The organism is Citrobacter freundii complex sp. CFNIH4 (assembly GCF_002934505.1).
GTDB lineage: Bacteria > Pseudomonadota > Gammaproteobacteria > Enterobacterales > Enterobacteriaceae > Citrobacter > Citrobacter freundii.
The window spans coordinates 2230170-2250619 of sequence record NZ_CP026231.1 but is presented as its reverse complement, the minus strand read 5'-3'; the positions used below and the strand labels follow the sequence as shown (position 1 = coordinate 2250619).

Genomic DNA, 20450 nt, shown 5'->3' with positions numbered 1-20450 from the left:
CGCGTACGCAAAAAGTATCGTAACATGATAAGAGTGGTCACTTCGACACATAGCTTAACAATCGAAGCCCTGCCAGAAATGGTGGGGTTTTTGTTTTTCGCACTCAGTGTAAGTGAAATATAACCATGTGCTTTCAGGGTGAGTTACTATGCAGATTCCTTTCAAAAGTTGTCTGGAGAGTGGCATGGAATTAACATTTAAGGATCTGAAAGAAAAACGCACTAAACTGGTCGAGGCGCAATGGAAGTTACAGGATAAACTTCAGGAGAAGGCGAGCGAACTACTACGAGAGTATTCAGGTTCTCTTGATCTTACATCTCGTGAGTGGACTGGTTCTGACGGAACAAGATGGCCTTATGTGGACATTGGTATTTGGGAGGAGGAGGGGAAGTTCTTTCCTGTCTTAATCCCCCAACTCAATATGGACAGCCGTTACCACTTGAATTTCGTGATTGCAACCACTCTTGATGATTCTCCGCTAACAGGTGGCTACAGGCAGGGCGTAAGCATCTCACTCTGGTATGAGAACTCATCATTTTATGCTGAAGTAGGCTCAGGAGACGACGTCTCCCGTTTTTCTGTCTCATCTCAGCTGGGTGGATTTTATCAGGTATGCAACGCTATTAAGGCGTTAATTAGCTCTTCTATGGATCGCGCCATGCCAGATATTCCAGCGAATTAATAAAGCATAAACATCTTTCAGGGCTATGCAAATGCATGGCCTTTTCTATATCCCGTTGTGAAATGTTCGTGAGGCATGGGTTGTCAGCCAAAGGATCACCGGGAGACACCCAGCACCACGCATCCATTATTGCATAGCAAAAAGGCTCACAACGGTGGAACTTTTAGCAGGGCGAAAAAAAGCCCGCATTGGGTTGCGGGCATAACAGAGAACAAATAGCTAATATTCAAGTTGTCTTTCATCAACTTGTCAGAAGAATTTAACCTTAAGAAAAATTGATGTAAAGACAATATTGATTTCTGGTTACAGGCTGCGCATTTGCGTGGCCTTTTCTATTTCAGGCTCACGGGAATCATCCGCTACGTGCTTTGTTGATAAATCCAGCCCGAGGGCCTGACCCTTTTCATACACAGCACCCGCTACCAACGCGAGGTGAGAGCATGCAACGCATGGATAAAATCAGAGAGTGGCTCAGTTATTGGGTTGGAGGCTTAACGACCATGGGTGGCGTTCTTTCCCTGAACGACTGGGCAATCATCATCGGTATCGCCTGCACTATCGGAACCTTTGGCGTGAACTGGTACTACAAGCGCAAAGAGCGTGAGGATAGGTTAAATGGCAATGTCACCAAAGTTCAGGAATAGCGTTATTGCTGCCATACCTGCCGGTGCTATTGCTATCGCTGCGGCATTGATTACTGGCCCAACGGGTAATGATGGCCTTGAAGGTGTGCGCTATCAGCCTTATCGGGATGTTGTTGGGGTGTGGACGGTATGCTGGGGCCATACTGGTAAAGATATTATCCTCGGCAAGACCTACACCAAAGCAGAATGTCAGGCGCTGTTGGATACAGACCTGAATATTGTCGCCAGCCAGATTAACCCATATATCAACGCACCGATCCCCGAAACGATGAGGGGGGCGCTGTACTCATTTGTGTATAACGTTGGCGCGGGGAGCTTCAAAACCTCCACACTGTTACGAAAAATCAACCAGGGTGATTCGAAAGGCGCATGCAAAGAACTGCAGCGCTGGACGTATGCCGGTGGTAAGCAGTGGAAGGGGCTGATCGCCCGACGCGAGATTGAGCGTGAAGTTTGCGAGTGGGGCCAAAAATGAGCCGATTAACAGCAATCATCTGCGCTATCGTTATCTGTCTGCTGGTCTCCATGGCCTGGACGATTAACCATTACCGCGACAACGCCATCACCTACAAAGACCAGCGAGACAAAGCCGCCAAGAATCTCAGCACGGCTAACGCCACCATCAAAGATATGCAGGTACGCCAGCGAGATGTCGCTGCTCTGGATGCCAAATACACGAAGGAACTTGCAGATGCTAAAGCTGAAAATGATGCTCTGCAGCGCAAGCTTGATAATGGTGGTCGGGTGCTCGTCAAGGGAAAGTGTCCAGTGCCTGCCACAAGCGAAACCGCCAGCACCTCCGGCGTGGGCCATGATGCCACCGTCGAACTCTCTGACGTTGCTGGACGAAACGTTCTCGGTATCCGATCCGGAATCAAGCAAGACCAGTCAGCCCTGAGGGCGCTGCAGGAATACATCAACACACAGTGTCTGAAGTAACCAAGCCTCGCAATAGCGGGGCTTTTTTGTATCCGTATTTCACCGCGCACCGCAGCGCATTAAACCACGTCGAACCCAACCCTTTGGAATGAGCCTTTGAGGAGTCAGTTAGTGCTGGCGAGCCTCGACGGGCTGATCTCCTATGCGGCAAAGGTTCATCTCAAAGCAAGGTACACGCAATGACATACCCAACAGTGATAGTAAATGGCGTCTCCGTCCGTGTGGACGAGAAGGGAAGATATAGCCTGAATGACCTTCATGCCGCCGCTGTTCTGAAAGGCGAGGCTACTGAGTCGCAAAAGCCAGGTAAATTCATCCGTAGCGCTTCAGTGAAACGGTTTGTTCAGGCGCTGGTAGGCAAAGGACAAAAATGTCCTATGGAAGATAACCCGGCACTTAGGGTAATCCGAGGTGGTGACGAGCCAGGGGTATGGGCTGCAGAACTGCTCGCTATCCGATATGCAGCCTGGATTAAGCCGGAGTTTGAAATCCGCGTTTATGAAACCTTCCGCGAGGCCGTGCTCAACGGGCTTAGCAATATGAACAGACTCAACCGCCTCGACTTACTGATCGCCAATGAGACCAAAGAGGTCAGTGCCTGCGCCCGGGCAATGAACAAGTGGGGCGTCGGTGGCCGCAAGAAACTGCTCAACTGTGCTCGTGAGCGGATCGTCAGTCAGATGGATCCTGACATGGTCACGCTGATGGAAGCGAAAGCAGGTTAGCCAACGCAAAATTGCGTCGGCGGAGTAGCCATTCCAAAGCGTCCTATCCCGGGCGCTTGATAATAACTGAAGAGGGAATGGATATGGCGACCGAAGAAAAGAAAATGGGCCGCCCTACAGATTACCTACCTGAAGTAGGCGAGGACATCTGCAACTTGCTTATGCTTGGCGAAAGTCTCCGCTCAATCTGTAAGCGACCAGGAATGCCAGCAATCAGGACTGTTATGTACTGGTTGCAAAGGCATGACGACTTTATGCAACAGTACGCACGCGCACGCGAGGTACAGGCGGAGCTTCTCGCTGAGGAAATCATCGAGATTGCCGACGACAGCGCTGGTGATGTCATTGTTGATGAGGATGGTCGCGAGCAGACCAATCATGAACGAGTAGCGCGCTCTCGTCTTCGCGTGGATGCCCGCAAGTGGTACGCATCAAAACTTGCGCCAAAGCGCTATGGCGATCGCGTTCAGCACGATCAGAAGATCACTATCACCGACCTCACCGACGAGGAACTGGACAAGCGTCTTATGGAGTTGACCAATGCACAGTCTGAGCCGGGAGGAGAAGCTTGAACTCCTGAATATCCTTGAGGAGAAAAAGCGTAGGGAAAGCGTTTATCGATATCGCAAGTACTACGACACTCGTTATGCATGGCAGCGTAAGTTTATTGCCGCTACAGCTGAATACCGGCAGTGCGCACTGATAGCCGCAAACCGTGTGGGGAAGACCGATACGGCCACCTACATCGACGCCATTCATCTGCTGGGTGAATACCCGGATGGCTGGAAAGGCCACCGATTTAATCATGCTCCCTTGATGTGGTGCCTCGGGTATTCAGGGGAGAAATGTCGCGATCTGTTGCAGGCTGCCATTATCGGCAAAAAGGTGAACGGTGAGTTTACTGGAGGCCTGATCCCCCCTGACAGAATCGTGACAACAGAGCCTATGACAGGGACGCCAAACGCCGTGCGTTCAGCCTATATACGGCACGCAAGCGGTGACCTGAGCAAGGTCCAGTTCTGGTCTTACACCCAGGGTCAGCATGCCCTGATGGGGGATGATATCGACTGGTTCCACATCGATGAGGAGCCAGAAGATCAGACGATTTACCCGCAGGTGCTAACCCGTACCGCTACCGGCGATCAGGGGCGTGGTGGTCGAGGCATCCTGACCTTTACTCCTGAGAACGGGCGCACAGAGTTGGTAATTCAGTTGCTTGATACGCCAGCCGCTTCTCAATTCTGCATGAATGTTGGCTGGGATGATGCGCCTCACTTAACCGAAGAGACGAAGCAAGCGCTTCTCGAATCATATCCTCCGCATCAGCGCGACATGCGTACGAAAGGTATCCCCATGCTTGGTCACGGACGCATATTTGATTTCAGTGAGGACGCGATCACCTGCGAGCCATTCCCGATACCTAAGCATTACATGGTCATTGATGGGATGGACTTCGGGTGGGATCACCCGCAAAGCCGCGTTCAACTGGCAATCGATATGGACAGCGAAACCTTCTACGTAACCAAAGCATGGAAGGCCAGCAAAACATCGCCCGCCGAGGCGTGGGGCGCTACCAAATCATGGGCTAACAAAGTACCAACCGCGTGGCCCCAGGATGGATTGCAGACAGAGAAGGGCAGCGGTCTTCAGCAGCGGGAATATTACAGTGATGCAGGATTTTTAATGCTTCCTGAAGCCGCCCAATGGCCTGATGGTTCCCGGTCGGTTGAGCCTGGGCTTTTTGAGTTGCATGACCTGATGAGCACCGGCCGCTTCAAGGTTTTTGCTGGTCTGCGTGATTGGTTCGAGGAGTTCAACTTCTACCATCGCGATGATCGGGGTCGCATTGTTAAGACGCGTGACGACCTTCTTGATGCCACCCGATACGCCTACATGATGCGCCGCTTTGCTAAGCGATACGGCGACATTGGCATTGTTAAAGATAAAAAGATCCCCGCCCCGATTAGACCAGTACCCAGAGGACGATAATGGCTGACAACGAAAGCAGGCTGGAAAGCATTCTGTGCAAGTTCGACGCAGACTGGACAGCCGGAGAAGAAGCCAGAACCGAGGCGAAGAATGACCTTTTCTTCTCCCGGGTATCTCATTGGGATGACTGGCTTAATCAGTACACAACATTGCAGTACCGAGGACAGTTCGACGTTGTGCGCCCGGTAGTGCGTAAGCTGGTCGCAGAGATGCGCCAGAACCCGATTGATGTTCTCTACCGACCGAAAGACGGCGCAAGCCCTGACGCAGCCGATACGCTGATGGGCATGTATCGCACTGACGCGCAGAATAACGCCTCAAAGATATCGGTGAATGTCGCTGTACGTGAGCAGATTGAATGCGGTATCGGGCATTGGCGACGTGTTACCAGATACGAAGACCAGAGTCCGACCAGCAACAACCAGATTGTGCTGCGTGAGCCGATCCACTCCTCATGTTCAAGTGTGGTGTGGGACAGCAACAGCAAGCAGATGGACAAGTCGGACGCCCGGCACTGCACGCTGATCCACTCAATGAGTCGTGACGGCTGGAAAAACTTCGCAGAAGAGCATGGTCTTGATGAAGATGTCATACCCTCATTCCAGAGCCCGACCGAGTGGGTATTCCCCTGGCTGACTCAGGACACCATTCACGTCGCTGAATACTACGAGGTGGAGCGGAAGAAAGAGACCGTCTACATCTATCAGGATCCGATTACCGGTGCGCCGTCGGCGTACTACAAGCGCGACATCAAGAACGTTATTGATGACCTGGCAGATCGCGGGATGGTCAAGGTTGCAGAGCGCAAGGTTGAGCGCTGCCGGGTGTACAAATCAATCATCACCTGCACCGACATCCTGAAGGACAGGCAGCTGATTGCTGGCGAACACATCCCGATCGTGCCTGTATTTGGCGAGTGGGGCTTCGTCGAAAGCAAAGAAGTGTACGAGGGCGTAGTTCGGGCCACCAAAGACGGCCAGCGCCTGCGTAACATGATAATGTCGTTTAACGCTGACATCGTCGCCCGTACGCCGAAGAAAAAGCCAGTGTTCTGGCCTGAGCAGATCGCCGGTTATGAGCACATGTATGACGGCAATGATGATTTCCCGTACTACCTTCTCAACCGCACCGACGAAAACAATGGCGACCTTCCTGTTCAGCCTATCGCCTACATGGAGAACCCAGAGGTACCGCAGGCCAACGCCTATATGCTTGAGGCCGCTACCGCAGCAGTGAAAGAGGTAGCGACGCTTGGCGTGGATGCAGAGGCTGTGAACGGCGGCCAGGTTGCATTCGAGACGGTAAACCAGCTGAACATGCGCTCCGATCTGGAGACGTTCGTATTCCAGGACAACCTTGCCACTGCGATGCGCCGTGATGGTGAGATTTATCAGTCGATCGTCAATGACATCTACGACATCCCCCGCACCGTTACCATCACGCTTGAAGATGGCAGCGAGAAGGAAGTGCAGCTGATGGAGCAGGTGGTAGACCTCGCAACTGGCGAAACAACCGTCCTGAACGACATCAGGGGCCGCTATGAGTGCTACACCGACGTTGGCCCATCCTTCCAGTCGATGAAGCAGCAGAACCGCGCTGAGATTCTGGAATTGCTCGGCAAAACACCGCAGGGCACGCCGGAGTATCAGCTTCTGTTACTGCAGTACTTCACGTTGCTGGATGGCAAAGGCGTCGAAATGATGCGCGACTATGCCAACAAACAGCTGATCATGATGGGCGCTAAGAAGCCTGAAACTCCTGAAGAACAGCAGTGGTTGATGGAGGCGCAGCAGCAACCTCAGCAGCCATCACCTGAACAATTACAGGCTCAGGGCGTATTGCTCACTGGTCAGGCCGATCTGCTCAATGCTCAGGTTAAGCAGCAACAGTTGCAGGTTGATGCCGCCAAGGTTGAGAGCGCTAACCAACTCAACCAGGCGAAGATCGCCGAAATCTTCAACAATATGGATCTCGACAAGCAAGCAGCATTCCGCGAGTTCCTCGACCTCATGCAACGGGCGCAGAACGAAAGCGCCGCCGATGCACGAGCCAACGCAGAGTTACTTCTCAAGGGTGATAGCCAGACGCACAAACAGCGGATGGATCTCGCCAGCATCCTGCAATCGCAGAGACAAAACACACCTTCCGGCAGCGTAGCCGAGAATCCTCAATAAGAGAGAGTTAATCATGCAAGACACCATCAATATTCAGGAAGCTGAAGGCTTAAACACGTCCGGCAATCAAGCAGCGGCATCTGCTGATGGCTCTGTTGTCGATAATGCCAACGGCAACGCAGGGCATGATGAAGGCTTCGAGATTGTCCTGAAAGACGATGAGGCAAAGCCAAAACAAGACCCGGAAACTAACGCGCGATTTGCGGCTAAGCGACTGGAACGCAAGCGTCAACGTGAGCTTGAGCAACAGGCGGAAGCAGTAAAACGCGGTGAATTGCCGGAGAACTTACGGGTTAACCCGGAGTTACCACCTCAGCCTAACGCCAGTGACTATTTCTCTGATGAAGCTTTAGAGAAATACGGCTGGGATACCAATCGTGCGCAGGCTGCTTTCACGCAGGCTAACAACGAATGGCTAATCAAGGCGCAGGATGCCCGAAGCAATGCTGTTGCTGAGCAAGGGCGTAGAACTCAGGACTTTACCCAGCAATCAGCGCAACACGTCGAAGCTGCCCGTAAGCACTATGACGCGGCGGAAAAACTCAATATTCCTGACTATCAGGAAAAAGAAGATGCGTTTATGCAGATCGTTCCGGCACCGGTGGCGACTGACATCATGCGCCTATTCCCTGAGAAATCCGCCGCGCTCATGTATCACCTTGGGGCCAACCCCGAGAAAGCCCGCCAGTTACTGGCGATAGACGGGCAGTCCGCGCTGATTGAACTCACTCGACTCTCAGAACGCTTAACTCTCAAGCCTCGCGGCCAACAGGTCTCGTCCGCTCCCCCTGCAGATCAATCCCTCACTGGCGACGTGTCGGCGGCTAACGTCGATGCGATGCGCAAGGCGATGGAAGCAGCATCAAGCAAGGGTGATGTAGATACCTATCGCAAGCTAAAGGCAAAACTTAAAGGAATTCGATAATGGCATTGAACGAAGGTCAAATCGTTACGCTGGCGGTGGATGAAATCATTGAAACCATTACCAGCCTGACACCAATGGCGCAGAAGGCGAGCAAGTACACGCCTCCTGCAAGCGAAATGCAGCGCTCCAGCAACACGATCTGGATGCCTGTAGAGCAGGAATCTCCAACTCAGGAAGGTTGGGACTTAACTGGCAAATCAACTGGTCTGCTGGAGCTTAACGTTCCGGTAAGTCTGGGTGAGCCGGATAACGACTTCTTCCAGCTGCGTGCTGACGATCTGCGTGACGAAACAGCATATCGCCTCCGCATCAACGCCGCCGCCAAAAAACTGGCAAGCAACTGTGAAGTTAAAGTTGCCAACCTGGCTGCTGAAATGGGCTCTCTGGTAGTAACCAGCGATGACCCGATCGGTACCGCTGCCGGTTCTGGCTGGGACTTCGTGGCTGATGCAGAAGAAATCATGTTCTCGCGTGAGCTTAACCGTGATTCTGGACTGTCTTACTTCTTCAACCCGAAGGACTACAAGGCAGCCGGTCACGATCTGATTAACCGCGACATGTTCGGCCGCATCCCTGAAGATGCCTACAAAAACGGCACCATTCAGCGTCAGGTTGCTGGCTTTGATGACGTCCTGCGCTCGCCTAAACTGCCAGTACTCCCGGCTTCAACCGCCACCGGTCTAACCGTCAGCGGCGCACAGAAGTTCAAGCCTGTAGCGTGGGATCTGGATGCAGACGGAAACAAGCGTAACGTTGATAACCGCCTGGCTACGGTAACTCTCTCTGCTACCACTGGCCTGAAGCGCGGCGACAAAATCAGCTTCACCGGCGTTAAGTTCCTCGGTCAGATGGCTAAAAACCTGCTGGCTCAGGATGCGACATTCTCTGTCGTGCGCGTTGTCGATGGCACTCATGTTGAGATTACGCCTAAGCCTATCGCTCTGGATGACACTTCCCTGTCACCTGAGCAGCGTGCTTATGCCAACGTGAACACCTCGCTGGCAAACAGCATGGCGGTAAACGTACTCAACACCACCACTGCACGTACCAACGTGTTCTGGGCAGATGACGCGATCCGCATCGTTAGCCAGCCAATCCCGGCTAACCACGAACTGTTCGCAGGCATGAAGACCAAGTCGTTCTCCATCCCTGAAGTGGGCTTGAATGGCATCTTCGCGACGCAGGGCGACATCAACACCCTGTCCGGCCTGTGCCGTATCGCGGTCTGGTATGGCGTCAACGCAACCCGCCCGGAGTCAATCGGCGTCGGCCTGGCTGATCAGGCGTAATCACTAATCTTCAAGGGGCTTCGGCCCCTTTGTTCATTCTGGAGCAGAACATGACACAGATGGTGTATCGCCAAGGCGACATGAGCAAGTGGAGGGGCGTTGGCTACGACTACGAGATTATCTCTGAGGAAGATTTGCAGGAGTATCTCGATGCCGGCTGGTTTGCGCACCCTGATGATCTGGTGAACTCTCTGGCAGAGCCAGAGCCAACACAACGCAAAAAGCCGGGGCCAAAGCCTAAGGCGGGCGACAATGCAGATAGCGACTAAAGGCGACATCGTCCGGGCGGCGCTGCGTAAGTTGGGCGTCGCTTCTGATGCCACACTCACCGACGTTGAGCCGCAGTCAATCCAGGACGGCGTTGATGACCTCGAAACGATGATGGCTGAGTGGTACCAGGACGGGAAGGGCATCATCACCGGGTATGAATTCACTGACCCGGATAACCCGCCCGCCGAAGGTGACGACCACGGCATGCGCTCCAGCGCAGTCAGTGCTGTGGTGTTTAATCTGGCCTGCCGCATCGCTCCTGATTACGCAATCGAACCAACCGCCAAAGTCATCACCACCGCCCGTTATGGCAAAGAGCGACTCGTCAAAAACACGGCGTTAAGTCGAGCCAAGCGCGCACCGTATCCGAGCAGAGCCCCTATTGGCAGCGGCAATAAACTAGCCACTCTGAATGGATGGCATTACTTCCCGGGAGAGCAGAAAGATGCCGATCCAGCAACTGGCCCTGATGAGGGGAACGGGTAAAGACTACCGCAACGCCGACTACATCGACTATCTGCCGGTGAATATGCTGGCTACGCCCAAAGAGGCGCTCAACGCATCGGGTTATTTGCGCTCCTTTCCGGGTATAGCGAAGCGATCTGATGTTGCCGGTGCATCTCGTGGGGCACAGTACAACACCTCTCAGAACGCCGTATATCGCGTTATGGGCGGCAAGCTCTACAAGGGTGATTCGGTGGTAGGTGATGTGACTGGTTCTGCCCGGGTGTCTATGGCGCATGGTCGAACGTCACAGGCTGTCTGCGTCGGCGGTCAGGTGGTCGAGTATCGTTACGACGGCACGACAAAGACGGTCGCAAACTGGCCGGCGTCCAGCGGATTTGTTCAATACGAACTCGGGTCCGCGCGCGACATCACCAGGTTACGTGGACGCTATGCCTGGGCGAAGGATAACTCTGACTCGTGGTTTATCTCTGACCTCGAGGATGAGTCTCACCCTGATCGTTACGCAGCTGAGTACCGGGCGGAGTCGCAACCTGACGGCATTATCGGCATCGGAACCTGGCGCGACTTCATCGTGTGCTTTGGCGCGACAACAACTGAGTTTTTCTCACTAACTGGCGCAAGTACGCAGGGCGCTGCGCTGTATGTCGCCAACCCGGCGTATATGGTGCCGAAAGGGATAGCCGGGACGTTCTGCAAATGCGAGTTCATGGATGCTTACGCCGTTATCAGCAACCCAGCCACCGGAGCGCCATCGGTCTACATTCTTGACTCTGGCAGGGCTTCACCTATCGCCACCTCCAGCATCGAGAAGATTATCAGGTCGTACACTGCCAGTGAGCTTGCAACTGCTGTGATGGAGTCATTGCGATTCGACTCTCATGAGTTGCTGCTGATCCACTTGCCGGGCCAGGTTCTGGTATATGACGCATCAGCCAGTCAGAGCGGGCCGCAATGGTCAGTGCTGAAAACCGGGCTGGGTGACGATGTCTACCGGGCTATCGACTTCATGTACGAAGGCAACTCCATCACCTGCGGCGACAAGTCAGCATCGGTGAAGGGAGTGCTGCAGTTCGATGTTTCCAGTCAATATGGTATTGACCAAGAACATATTTTGTTCAGTCCATATATAAAGGCAGATAATGTAATTATTAATGACCTTGAATTAGAAACATCGGGTGGGGTGTGTGGTAAAATAGACCGTATATTTATATCAGCCACTACCGATGGAATTAATTACGGGCGCGAGCAATTGGTCGTGCTGCAATCCCCATTAGTTTACGACAATAGGGTTTTGTGGAGGCGAGTAGGTCGGGTTCGTAAAAATATCGGTTTCAAGTTCAGAGTAATTGCAAGTGGTCCCGTAACTTTATCGGGGCTATCCATCCGCACAACATAAATCGAAACTTGAGGAGTAGATATGTTAAGTGAAGAAGTTCGTGATGTCGTTGGTTATGAAGGTCTTTATGCGGTAACAAGTGATGGGCGCATATATTCGCATTCACGGGTAATCAATACCTGCCACGGAGCGACTCGACTAATGAAGGGGAGGTGGTTGAAGCCTGCGAAAGATGGTGGAGGTTATCTCTTTGTTGGCCTGTGCAGGGAAGGGACGGTAAAACCGACAAAGATTCATAGAATTGTCGCTGAGGCATTCCTCGAAAATAAGGATGGAAAGCCTGCCGTAAATCACATTGATAATAATAATCAAAATAACCATGTCTCGAACCTTGAGTGGTGCACTAATAAAGAAAACATGCAGCATTGCTCAAGAAGCGGAAGAATAAAGATACCTCACTATTTTGGGTCGGATCACCCTTCATCTAAATTAAATGATGCTGCAGTTATTCATATAAAGAAAGATAGCGAAACACCAATCAGTGTTTTAGCTAAGAAATATGGAGTAGCAGTCCAAACCATACACTCAATCAAGAATGGGAAGACGTGGAGGCATATAGGTGGCTAATGATGCGCTAAACCAGCCTGTAATCCTACGCGCAACCAGCCTTGTAGCATCGTCGCTTCCGATTGGGTCCAGTCCTGCATATCAGCAGTACATTCTGTCGCAGGCATTGGACTTCACCAACGTAGCCAATAAGGCAAATGAAGCTGGGGACGGTGCTTACGATGCGCAGGTCAGGAACGACCAGCAGGACGTTCAACTGCTCGATCATGAAATCCGCTTGGGTGACGCAGAAGCGCAGATCCAAAACCATGAGACGCGCATCACCTCTGCAGAGGCTGCGATTGTTTCACTGGATGGTCGGGTAACTGCAGCCGAAAGCGATATTGAATTCCTCACCAACGAACTGATAGCGGTGCAGGGCGATATCGCTGATCTGCAAACAGACGTATCCAGTCTGCAAAGTGACGTCTCTAATCAGGGGGTGCGTCTCACCCAGGCCGAGACGGATATCGACGATATACAGGCCGACTACGTTTCAAAAACAGCCATAGCCGCACAGTCACTAGCTTCATCGCTGGGAGTGGCGACATCGTTCTCAATCGATGGCGTCAAGGTGCTTGGCCCAAAACAAACCGGATGGACGGCGGGAACTGGCTCACCAAACCTCGGGGTGTTTAATGCCGACCAGTCATTCACTGTCGGCGCAGCATACTCACAGACTGAAGTGCAGGCCATCGCCACTGAACTGATAGCAGCTCGCAAACGCATTCTGGCACTTGAACAGGCACTGAGAACTCACGGCTTAATTAATTAAGGATACCCATGCTCACAAAAGTCGATGCTCTCACTGGGCAGGGATTGATGCGCCTGTGGGGTGTCCCGTCATGGCCTGATTTCGATGCCAGTTACTGGCTTTGGAAGGGTTGCGGAGTATTCGTGACGATTGACCATGGCGACCACGTCGACCTGCACATGGCGATGAAGCCAGGAGAGCGCCACCGTTGCCGGGATGCCGTGGCGGATGTGCTGAAGATGATTGGCGACCGGGAAGTGCACGCCCCGATCCGCTTTGAGCACAGGCAGGTGTGCAACCTGGCGAAGAAATTTGGATTCGTCGAAACCTGGCGCGGAGAGGTCGAGTATATCGACGATACCCGCGGCGTTCTTATTTTAATGAAGAGGTATGCAAATGGGCGGCATTGCTAAAGGTATCGGTAACGCAGTCGGTAGTGTCGTAGGCGGCATCACCGGCTCAAACAAGGCTGCTGATGCTCAGGTTAGCGCAGCCAAAGACTCAAACCAGATGGCCTGGAATATCTACCAGGACCAGAAGAAAACCAACCAGCCATTCCTGAATGCAGGATTGACCGGTTTAACCGGGTTGCAGGGTATTGCAGGTAAGCCAATCGACCGCAACGCCTCGCTCGCTGAGTATTACGCCTCACCAGAATACAAAATGCTAAGTGACCAGGCTCGCTATCAAGGCCTTACTGCTGCTGAGGCAACCGGCGGGCTGGGTTCAACCGCTACCGGGAATATGCTCTCATCCATCGCGCCTCAGCTTGGGCAGAACTACCTGAACATGATGACTGACCAGCAGAATAATATGTATCAGCAACTTATGGGGCTATCCAACGTTGGCCTATCAGCTGCTGGCGTATCCAATGCCGCAGCTGGTAGTTATGCGAATAGCTACGGCGACAATATGGCCCAGATCGGCGCGGCAAAAGCCGGTAATTACCTGGCTAATGGTAATGCGCTAACTAGTGGGCTTGGTTTCCTTTCAGGTACAAGCGCTGGTCAGCAATTTGGTACCGGTATTGGGAATATTGTTAAAAGCTGGTTTTAAGGAGGGTATATGGCGATTGTTAACCCCATTGATTACAGCGGTGGCAGTGGATTCTTGCAGGGGCTAAAGGCATACGGTGGCATGCAGGAGATTCAGCAAGCGCGTATGGCTAATGAACAGGCCGCAGCACAGCAAGAAGCACTGAACGCTTTCAAGTCTGACTGGCAAGCATCTTTTGGTGATCCGCAAAAGATGTCGGCACTTGTTGCCAAATACCCAGGTCAGATGGACGCCATCAAAGCTGGTATAGGATTTCAGGATGAGCAACATCAGCAGGCTCTTGGTAATGCCGCGCGAGACCTGCGCGTAGCAATGGCGACGAATAACCCACAAGCCGTTGGCGCCGCAGCAATGAAGCACGCCGGAGTCCTGGGAACGGTAGGGTCTTCGCCCGAAGATATCATGCAGCAGTTCCAGCAGGATCCGCAGTCGCTTTCTCACACCGTAGAAGCCGTTGGTATGAGCGCACTGGGGCCAGAGAAATTCTACGATGTGCAGCAGAATCAGCAGAAGATTGACGAAACCGCCCGCAGCAATCGAGCCGGAGAGTCACTGCAGGCACGCGGGCAGAATATGTCTTATCAGTCAGCAATGACCGGACATAACTTAGCGGCGCAGAGACTGGCGCTTGATCAGCAGGAGTTTGGCCTCAAGGTGCAGCAGGCACAGGAAAAGGCTCAGCAGCTTATTGAGGGCGCACCAAAACTCTCTGTGAATATGGAGAAATCCATCGAGAAATCAGTTAATGATTCCGCTGCAAGCACTAATTCTGCTGATTCCATGGCTGCACTGGCGCAGCAGTTCAGACAGGAAAAGCCAACTACCGGCCTGTTTGGTAATGCCTCGAATATGTTTGCCAAAGTCACCGGCACCGATACAGCTTTGCGAGATCTACGCATCCGTCAGAATGCCTTGGTTAACAATCAGGTATTAAGATTCCTTCCGCCTGGACCGGCTACTGACAGGGACGTTGAAATCGTCAGGCAGGGTGCCCCGACAGACATGGATAACCCAGAGGTTGTTGCGCGGTGGCTCGATGCTATGTCTAACCTTGAGCGCCGTAGCGCACAGTTTAATGACTTTAAGGCTGAATGGATGAGCGCCAATGGAAACCCTGGGCAATCCAGAAATGGCGGCCAGGTTCTCGGTATGGATGTTCAGAAAGGTGAGTCGCTCGGTAGCGCAGCAAGGCGTTATATGGCTAATAACCCAATCTCTGGGTCCAGAGTAACTAAAGACCAGCATGCACAGCCAGCAGTTCCGCAGCAATACGGACAGACGCAGCAACAGGCACAAGCCCACACCTCAAAATCAGGCATTCAATTCACGGTGGAATAATGAAAGTTACCGCTAATGGGAAAACATTCACATTTCCAGACGGAACCAGCAATGAGCAGATCGGCGATGCCATTGATGAGTATTTCGCTGGTCAGGCCGCAACTCAAACACCGCAGGAACAAGCGCCACAGGCACAGCAAGCACCACAGCAGCAGGGACAGTCTTTGCTGCAAAGCGCAGAGCAGGCTGGTCGCGGTCTGGTAAACATCCCGTTCGATGTGCTGCAGGGTGGCGCGAGCCTGATTAACGCCATCAGTCAGGGCTTAGGCGGGCCACGCGTACTGGATGATGTGTATCGCCCGGTAGATCGGCCAACTGATCCACATGCGCAGGCAGGAGAGGCTATAGGGGGTTATCTCATGCCATTCGGCTCAGCTGCTAAGGCTGCGGGTATAGCGGAAAAAACGCCGGGACTGATAAATAGTGCAAGCAATGCCGTGAACATGGCTACAGGGTCATTGGCTGAAGCAAGCAATCAGCAAGGCGATTTCGCTGATAATGCCCTAAAGAATTATGCCATCAATGTAGGCACGCAAGGCCTACTGTCTGGCGCTGCTAAGACGGTTGGCCGTGGTATCACGGCTGTTCGTGGGGAAATGGCACCAGAAGCAAAAAGATTGATAGATACAGCTGAGGGAATGGGCGTCACGCCGATGACCTCTGACATGATTAAACCTGGCAATGCTTTTACTCGAGGGCTTGTGCAGGGAGGGGAGGGGGCCATATTCGGCACTGGTTCTAAACGGGCGGAACAATACGCTGCTCGCAGCAAACTTATTGGAAACTTTTTTTCCAGGTTTGGCGAATACAATCCAGATGATATCGTAAAATCCCTTACCAGCGCATTGAAAGGAAGGAAAAATGCGGCTGGCGCAGTCATCGATGATGTTACCAATAAGATGGGGAATACCGCGATTGATACATCTAATACAATGAATGCGCTAAATACGGCAATTGCAAGGCAGGAGCGCCTTGGTTCATCGGCTAATCAAAATCTGCTTACGTCTTTACGCAATCTTCGCGACGAGTTATCCAACCCGTCAACAGATCTAGATGTAACCTTTGATCTACTTAGACAGCACAGAACAGCATTCCGATCCAATGTTCAGGGTGACGCCATGGTATTTCCTAATCAGGCGAAGGCTGCGACAAATATGATTGAAAATGCCATGACAAAGGATTTGCGAAATTCTGTTGCAAACACACTCGGCCCATCAGATGCGGCCGCGTACCTTAAAGCCAATTCTGATTACTCCAACATCTTCAATAAGGTGCTGAATAAAAACATCGCCTCCAAGCTCAACAGGGCAAGCAGCGAGGCCACCCCAGAGTTAATTAACAGTGTCGTCTACAGCAGAAATGCATCCGATATCAAGCGGATATGGGGCGCGTTAGATGATAAGGGCAAGGACGCCATGCGCGCGGCCTACATAAGCAAGATTGCAGAAAAAGCAGGGGATTCTCCGGCCAAATTTCTTACTGAGGTGAATAAACTAAAAGCGCAGTCAGGGGGCGAAATCTATGGTGCCATTTTCAGTGGTAAACACATGAAGGAGCTTGATGCCCTTCATGATGTCCTTAAGCAAACATCAAGATCTGATGCAGCAAACGTGGTAACACAGACTGGGCAGGCTTTAGCAAACCCTCTAAGGATCGCAGCAGCGGTTCCTACACTTGGAACTTCACTTGCTGCTGAGGCAGGCTATGGGCTCATGATGAGGGCGTATGAGAGTAAGCCAACAAGAAATGCATTGCTGCGGCTTGCCAATACAAAAGCTGGAACCCCAGCCTATGAAAAGGCACTCAATCAGGCAGCAATAATGGTTAGGCCGTTATTGGTAAACCAGGCTACCCAGCAACAATAAATCTTGGAATGCCCCTTCTCTCTGAATATGATTGCTTTGGCTGATAAACACAGGAATAAGCAATGTCATACTTTAAGAGAAGGGATTGGTTCTTTGGCGTCTTTGCGGTGATCGGTCTTTCGCTATATTTCATTTTCGATGTTGATTTTTATGCTTACAGCTGGCCCATCAAGCTTGGGGTGGTAGGCTTCATATTTAGCTTATATCTTAGCTTTGTGGAGATACCTGGTGTTTTTGGCGAGCTTGCAAAGCAAAGGGAGATCAACGATAAGTTGAACGACAAGATCAATGACCTAAAAGACCAGATCAGGTATCCCGGCAACAAATAGCCCACTCAGGTGGGCTTTTCTTAGTTGCAGCCAAATTGATTGCAGGTATGGTTATATGATTGACCTTTTGAATTCCGGCCATAAATCATTTTAGTTCCACCCATATTTGTCTGTGTTTCATTCCATGTTTGACCGTTGGATGCACGCCCATTTGTGTAGGTGGAGTTTCCAATCGTGTTAGATGTTTGTGACCATGATGAACCGGTATTCGAGTTCCTACCATGAACGGTAGTCATTCCTCCCATTCTGCTAACTTGATAGGTGTTCCCGTTGTTGTCGTAGCATGTGGACATTGCGTTACTACCTATGCATTGGGCATATGCGGCAGAAGAGGATAGTAAGAAAATTGCAGCGATTAATTTTTTCACGGCCTTGATTCCAAAAATTTGTACAGTCGAATGATGGAGAGAATAGAGCATTTATTTCTATACATCACTGCGTGTAATCAATTATTTCTTTCTGTAGTGCTCAGCCAGTTTGTCGAAAACCAATTTCTGCACCTCTCTTGAGACTGAATCAGCCTCGCGTTCCGCATCATCACGAAATCCGGTAATCGGTGATGGCCTGGACAATGACTCCTCCATCGTTGCCACAATCTCTGCATTGATGGATCTGTTGTTCATCTTCGCGCGCTGCTTAATCTTCGCGTGTAATTCGTGCGTAAGCCTCAAGTGGAACTGCGCCTCATCGTATTTGCTATACATCCTTGATGCCTCACCAGTGGGTGGAATGGCATCGTAAAACCTACTGGATAAATCAACAATCATACCATTTTGGTATGTAACTATATCTTACCGCAGCTCGCCTGTGGGGATTACTTGCGCCCGGAGCACAGCAATATGTCAGATATTACCGCGAATGTTCTTATCGCCATGCCTAGCCAGCCATTTACTATGGCTCGTGCATTTAAGGCTGTTGCCAATGGAGAAATCTTTATTGGGTTAGTGGATACAGATCCTACGAATCCTGCTAACCAAATTCAGGTTTATATTGAGAATGAAGATGGGACTCATGTTCCAGTACCTCAGCCATTGCGAATAAATGCTGGCGGATTCCCCGTTTATAACGGTCAGATTGTTAAATTCGTCACCGTGCAAAATTACAGTATGGAGATTCGCGATTCATACGGCACCCAACAATTCTATTTTGCTGATGTTCTGAAATATGCTCCAGACCAGTTAAGGGCTGAATTAGCTGCGCTGGGCGGCGCTGCATTGGTAGGCCCAGGGGTAATGAGCCGAGGGCTGGATAAGTTTTCAATTCTGCAGGGGCGGCCAGGAGAGAAATTCGGAGATGATATTACCCGAGGGATCGGGGTTCATCTTGCGGAGCCGATTACCGGGAGCGGGCTCACTGTCAACACGGCCAAGTTCAATTATATCAGGATTGACGATGACCGTTTCAATGCTGTTGATGACATGGTCCCAGGAACAAAGGTTGACGGATTCCTCTTGAATCACAAGTTCGGGGGGGCGGGATGTAAAGGCGGCCGCCACGCTGCTGAGTTCATCCTTGAGCAGCTTGGTCAGACTGATGCAACAAATACTGATAGAAACTATGTAGGCGTCACCGGCTTTGCGACCTCCTCAACTGGAGATGGTGGAGCATCGCTTGCTGGCGCGAAGGGCGCTTATTTTGGAGGTAACTTCTACGGCACGTTAACTGCTGGAGCCATGTATACGCTCAACGTAACTGGCGCAGAGTTCAACGTTGGTATTCCTGATGGCGCCAGTTCAAACATCAGAACCGGCCTGCAAATTGGCGGCACCAAGGCAAAACGCGGCGACGTAATTGATGCTGCAATCAGCGTCGGTAATATGGGCGGCGCATGCACATGGCGGACTGGTATTGTTTTTGGCCCGCAGAATGGCGGGGCGGTATTTGGTGAAGACAGCCGTGTACTTTCAGTCGACAGCCCAAAAATAGACCGCGTTCTTTCTCTTGGTTCACTGGTTGAGGTGAACCACATCATTTTCCACAACCTGGTTAAGCTCAGCACCAAATCTTTGCAATTAGAAGACTCAGGGGCGTTTACGTCAGTAGGTTCTCCAACTATTGCAAGCACGGTGCAAACAATATACCGGTCCAGTGGGGCTGGCTCTGCTTTTGACGCCAGAGTAGTGGTTAGCGGTGGTAGTGCAACGGATGGGCAGGCTAACTATGAGATAAAAGCCGGGATTGTCACTTATAACTGCACCCAGCGCCCGAGCGCCGATAATCAGTTCGATTATGGTTCCGCTGCTTATCGTGGGAGAACTGCGTACTTTGGCACTGGGTCGATTAACACCTCCGACGACCGTCACAAGCCAATTAAAGAATTGATCCCTGATGCCGTGCTGGATGCATGGGCGGTCGTCGACTGGCGTACCTGGTTCAAATATGATGATGCGATAGCAATCAAAGGCGAAGACGGCGCGCGGTGGCACTTTGGCCTTATTGCTCAGCGCGTGGAGGAGGTTTTTACATCGCATGGCATTGATGGATTCGGCCTCGGGATCCTCTGTTACGACGAATGGGAAGACCAATATATTTCAGTGCGAACCAACGAGGGAGAGCGAGTAACAAAAACCCGCACTGTCAGCCGCATGATGGAAGTGACAAAAACCCGTACAGTAAAACGACCTGTGATGATGACAGCCACACGCGAAATTCTTGTGGATGAAGAAACAGAAGATGGAAAACTCATTAAGAGGTTTGTTAAGGAAGAGTATCAGACACCTAAGCTTATCCAGGTATTTGTCTTTAACGATGATGGTACTCCGCGCCTTGACGAGGAAGGCAAGCATCTTTTTGTTTATGAAGCAGAGCTTGAAGATGTCGAAGAGGAGTATACCGAGCAGGTGCCGACTGAGGTAATTGAGGAATATACCGAACCTGCAGAGCCAACTTACAGCCAGGTTCTTGAAACCCCAGCAGGATCCCGCTATGGCATTCGTTATGAGGAAGCTTTGTCACTGGAGGCCGCTCTTCAGCGCCGGAACTATGAACGAATGCAAGACCAGTATGAAAATCTGGTAGCGCGTGTTGAGGCCCTCGAATCAAAATAAAAATGCCCGCTCCG

Annotated in this window: 22 protein-coding genes; 21 read left to right on the top strand and 1 reads right to left on the bottom strand. The window is 51.6% G+C overall.

Annotated features, from left to right (window positions below; genetic code table 11):
* Positions 1-184: 184 nt before the first annotated feature.
* The 20 genes from C2U41_RS11610 to C2U41_RS11515 all read left to right on the top strand — a co-directional run bounded on the left by C2U41_RS11610 (position 185) and on the right by C2U41_RS11515 (position 17389).
* Positions 185-682: a hypothetical protein gene (locus C2U41_RS11610; protein WP_000423994.1), complete on the top strand. Its 498-nt coding sequence runs from the start codon at positions 185-187 to the stop codon at positions 680-682.
* Positions 683-1122: 440 nt separating this feature from the next.
* On the top strand, positions 1123-1326 hold the full coding sequence (locus C2U41_RS11605; protein ID WP_094543023.1) for a phage holin family protein: 204 nt from the start codon (positions 1123-1125) through the stop codon (positions 1324-1326).
* Positions 1298-1801, top strand: a complete 504-nt coding sequence (locus C2U41_RS11600; protein WP_044702618.1) for a lysozyme — start codon at positions 1298-1300, stop codon at positions 1799-1801. The genes C2U41_RS11605 and C2U41_RS11600 overlap by 29 nt, the downstream gene beginning before the upstream one ends.
* On the top strand, positions 1798-2265 hold the full coding sequence (locus tag C2U41_RS30130) for a lysis protein (protein ID WP_044702617.1): 468 nt from the start codon (positions 1798-1800) through the stop codon (positions 2263-2265). The genes C2U41_RS11600 and C2U41_RS30130 overlap by 4 nt, the downstream gene beginning before the upstream one ends.
* 179 nt (positions 2266-2444) lie before the next feature.
* A complete protein-coding gene (locus C2U41_RS11590; protein ID WP_103848816.1) occupies positions 2445-2990 on the top strand; it encodes a KilA-N domain-containing protein in 546 nt (181 codons plus the stop codon).
* Between the two features lie 83 nt (positions 2991-3073).
* Positions 3074-3562 carry a DNA packaging protein gene (locus tag C2U41_RS11585; protein ID WP_103848822.1) on the top strand — a complete coding sequence of 163 codons (489 nt, stop codon included), beginning with the start codon at positions 3074-3076 and terminating at the stop codon, positions 3560-3562.
* Positions 3531-4979: a phage terminase large subunit family protein gene (locus C2U41_RS11580; RefSeq protein WP_103848815.1), complete on the top strand. Its 1449-nt coding sequence runs from the start codon at positions 3531-3533 to the stop codon at positions 4977-4979. Before C2U41_RS11585 ends, C2U41_RS11580 begins: the two co-directional genes overlap by 32 nt.
* Positions 4979-7153 (top strand): portal protein, encoded by a 2175-nt coding sequence (locus tag C2U41_RS11575; protein ID WP_103848814.1) that lies wholly within the window; start codon positions 4979-4981, stop codon positions 7151-7153. The genes C2U41_RS11580 and C2U41_RS11575 overlap by 1 nt, the downstream gene beginning before the upstream one ends.
* Before the next feature lie 13 nt (positions 7154-7166).
* On the top strand, positions 7167-8078 hold the full coding sequence (locus C2U41_RS11570; protein WP_103848813.1) for a scaffolding protein: 912 nt from the start codon (positions 7167-7169) through the stop codon (positions 8076-8078).
* The gene (locus tag C2U41_RS11565) at positions 8078-9367 is read left to right on the top strand and encodes a P22 phage major capsid protein family protein (protein WP_103848812.1); all 1290 of its coding nucleotides are present in this window, start codon (positions 8078-8080) and stop codon (positions 9365-9367) included. Before C2U41_RS11570 ends, C2U41_RS11565 begins: the two co-directional genes overlap by 1 nt.
* A gap of 50 nt (positions 9368-9417) precedes the next feature.
* Positions 9418-9636 carry a hypothetical protein gene (locus C2U41_RS11560; RefSeq protein ID WP_103848811.1) on the top strand — a complete coding sequence of 73 codons (219 nt, stop codon included), beginning with the start codon at positions 9418-9420 and terminating at the stop codon, positions 9634-9636.
* Entirely contained in the window at positions 9620-10123 is a 504-nt protein-coding gene (locus C2U41_RS11555) for a packaged DNA stabilization gp4 family protein (protein WP_103848810.1), read from the top strand. Before C2U41_RS11560 ends, C2U41_RS11555 begins: the two co-directional genes overlap by 17 nt.
* On the top strand, positions 10083-11501 hold the full coding sequence (locus C2U41_RS11550) for a packaged DNA stabilization protein (protein WP_103848809.1): 1419 nt from the start codon (positions 10083-10085) through the stop codon (positions 11499-11501). Before C2U41_RS11555 ends, C2U41_RS11550 begins: the two co-directional genes overlap by 41 nt.
* A 21-nt stretch (positions 11502-11522) precedes the next feature.
* On the top strand, positions 11523-12068 hold the full coding sequence (locus C2U41_RS11545; RefSeq protein ID WP_103848808.1) for an NUMOD4 domain-containing protein: 546 nt from the start codon (positions 11523-11525) through the stop codon (positions 12066-12068).
* Positions 12061-12822, top strand: coding sequence for a hypothetical protein (locus C2U41_RS11540; RefSeq protein ID WP_103848807.1), 762 nt, complete (start codon positions 12061-12063; stop codon positions 12820-12822). Before C2U41_RS11545 ends, C2U41_RS11540 begins: the two co-directional genes overlap by 8 nt.
* A gap of 8 nt (positions 12823-12830) precedes the next feature.
* A complete protein-coding gene (locus C2U41_RS11535; RefSeq protein ID WP_103848806.1) occupies positions 12831-13214 on the top strand; it encodes a hypothetical protein in 384 nt (127 codons plus the stop codon).
* Positions 13198-13857, top strand: coding sequence for a DNA transfer protein (locus C2U41_RS11530; protein WP_103848805.1), 660 nt, complete (start codon positions 13198-13200; stop codon positions 13855-13857). Before C2U41_RS11535 ends, C2U41_RS11530 begins: the two co-directional genes overlap by 17 nt.
* A 9-nt stretch (positions 13858-13866) precedes the next feature.
* Positions 13867-15195 (top strand): phage DNA ejection protein, encoded by a 1329-nt coding sequence (locus C2U41_RS11525; RefSeq protein ID WP_103848804.1) that lies wholly within the window; start codon positions 13867-13869, stop codon positions 15193-15195.
* The gene (locus C2U41_RS11520; RefSeq protein WP_103848803.1) at positions 15195-17060 is read left to right on the top strand and encodes a DNA transfer protein; all 1866 of its coding nucleotides are present in this window, start codon (positions 15195-15197) and stop codon (positions 17058-17060) included. Before C2U41_RS11525 ends, C2U41_RS11520 begins: the two co-directional genes overlap by 1 nt.
* 62 nt (positions 17061-17122) lie before the next feature.
* On the top strand, positions 17123-17389 hold the full coding sequence (locus C2U41_RS11515) for a hypothetical protein (RefSeq protein WP_103848802.1): 267 nt from the start codon (positions 17123-17125) through the stop codon (positions 17387-17389).
* 449 nt (positions 17390-17838) lie between these two features.
* On the opposite strand, the gene C2U41_RS11510 is transcribed toward C2U41_RS11515, so the two are convergent.
* Positions 17839-18093 (bottom strand): Arc family DNA-binding protein, encoded by a 255-nt coding sequence (locus C2U41_RS11510; RefSeq protein ID WP_103848801.1) that lies wholly within the window; start codon positions 18091-18093, stop codon positions 17839-17841.
* 135 nt (positions 18094-18228) lie between these two features.
* Between C2U41_RS11510 and C2U41_RS11505 the strand changes: the two genes are divergently transcribed.
* Positions 18229-20436 (top strand): phage tailspike protein, encoded by a 2208-nt coding sequence (locus tag C2U41_RS11505; protein WP_103848800.1) that lies wholly within the window; start codon positions 18229-18231, stop codon positions 20434-20436.
* Positions 20437-20450 lie beyond the last annotated feature (14 nt).

What these genes read in the sequence shown, in the direction of transcription:
- C2U41_RS11525 (WP_103848804.1), top strand. Translation starts at nt 13,867, where the DNA reads ATGGCGATTGTTAACCCCATTGATTACAGCGGTGGCAGTGGATTCTTG.
- C2U41_RS11600 (WP_044702618.1), top strand. Translation starts at nt 1,298, where the DNA reads ATGGCAATGTCACCAAAGTTCAGGAATAGCGTTATTGCTGCCATACCT.
- C2U41_RS11510 (WP_103848801.1), bottom strand. Translation starts at nt 18,093, where the DNA reads ATGTATAGCAAATACGATGAGGCGCAGTTCCACTTGAGGCTTACGCAC.
- C2U41_RS11530 (WP_103848805.1), top strand. Translation starts at nt 13,198, where the DNA reads ATGGGCGGCATTGCTAAAGGTATCGGTAACGCAGTCGGTAGTGTCGTA.
- C2U41_RS11565 (WP_103848812.1), top strand. Translation starts at nt 8,078, where the DNA reads ATGGCATTGAACGAAGGTCAAATCGTTACGCTGGCGGTGGATGAAATC.
- C2U41_RS11605 (WP_094543023.1), top strand. Translation starts at nt 1,123, where the DNA reads ATGCAACGCATGGATAAAATCAGAGAGTGGCTCAGTTATTGGGTTGGA.
- C2U41_RS11585 (WP_103848822.1), top strand. Translation starts at nt 3,074, where the DNA reads ATGGCGACCGAAGAAAAGAAAATGGGCCGCCCTACAGATTACCTACCT.
- C2U41_RS11560 (WP_103848811.1), top strand. Translation starts at nt 9,418, where the DNA reads ATGACACAGATGGTGTATCGCCAAGGCGACATGAGCAAGTGGAGGGGC.
- C2U41_RS11580 (WP_103848815.1), top strand. Translation starts at nt 3,531, where the DNA reads ATGCACAGTCTGAGCCGGGAGGAGAAGCTTGAACTCCTGAATATCCTT.
- C2U41_RS11505 (WP_103848800.1), top strand. Translation starts at nt 18,229, where the DNA reads ATGTCAGATATTACCGCGAATGTTCTTATCGCCATGCCTAGCCAGCCA.
- C2U41_RS11610 (WP_000423994.1), top strand. Translation starts at nt 185, where the DNA reads ATGGAATTAACATTTAAGGATCTGAAAGAAAAACGCACTAAACTGGTC.
- C2U41_RS11590 (WP_103848816.1), top strand. Translation starts at nt 2,445, where the DNA reads ATGACATACCCAACAGTGATAGTAAATGGCGTCTCCGTCCGTGTGGAC.
- C2U41_RS11570 (WP_103848813.1), top strand. Translation starts at nt 7,167, where the DNA reads ATGCAAGACACCATCAATATTCAGGAAGCTGAAGGCTTAAACACGTCC.
- C2U41_RS11550 (WP_103848809.1), top strand. Translation starts at nt 10,083, where the DNA reads ATGCCGATCCAGCAACTGGCCCTGATGAGGGGAACGGGTAAAGACTAC.
- C2U41_RS11545 (WP_103848808.1), top strand. Translation starts at nt 11,523, where the DNA reads ATGTTAAGTGAAGAAGTTCGTGATGTCGTTGGTTATGAAGGTCTTTAT.
- C2U41_RS11535 (WP_103848806.1), top strand. Translation starts at nt 12,831, where the DNA reads ATGCTCACAAAAGTCGATGCTCTCACTGGGCAGGGATTGATGCGCCTG.
- C2U41_RS30130 (WP_044702617.1), top strand. Translation starts at nt 1,798, where the DNA reads ATGAGCCGATTAACAGCAATCATCTGCGCTATCGTTATCTGTCTGCTG.
- C2U41_RS11575 (WP_103848814.1), top strand. Translation starts at nt 4,979, where the DNA reads ATGGCTGACAACGAAAGCAGGCTGGAAAGCATTCTGTGCAAGTTCGAC.
- C2U41_RS11555 (WP_103848810.1), top strand. Translation starts at nt 9,620, where the DNA reads ATGCAGATAGCGACTAAAGGCGACATCGTCCGGGCGGCGCTGCGTAAG.
- C2U41_RS11515 (WP_103848802.1), top strand. Translation starts at nt 17,123, where the DNA reads ATGTCATACTTTAAGAGAAGGGATTGGTTCTTTGGCGTCTTTGCGGTG.
- C2U41_RS11520 (WP_103848803.1), top strand. Translation starts at nt 15,195, where the DNA reads ATGAAAGTTACCGCTAATGGGAAAACATTCACATTTCCAGACGGAACC.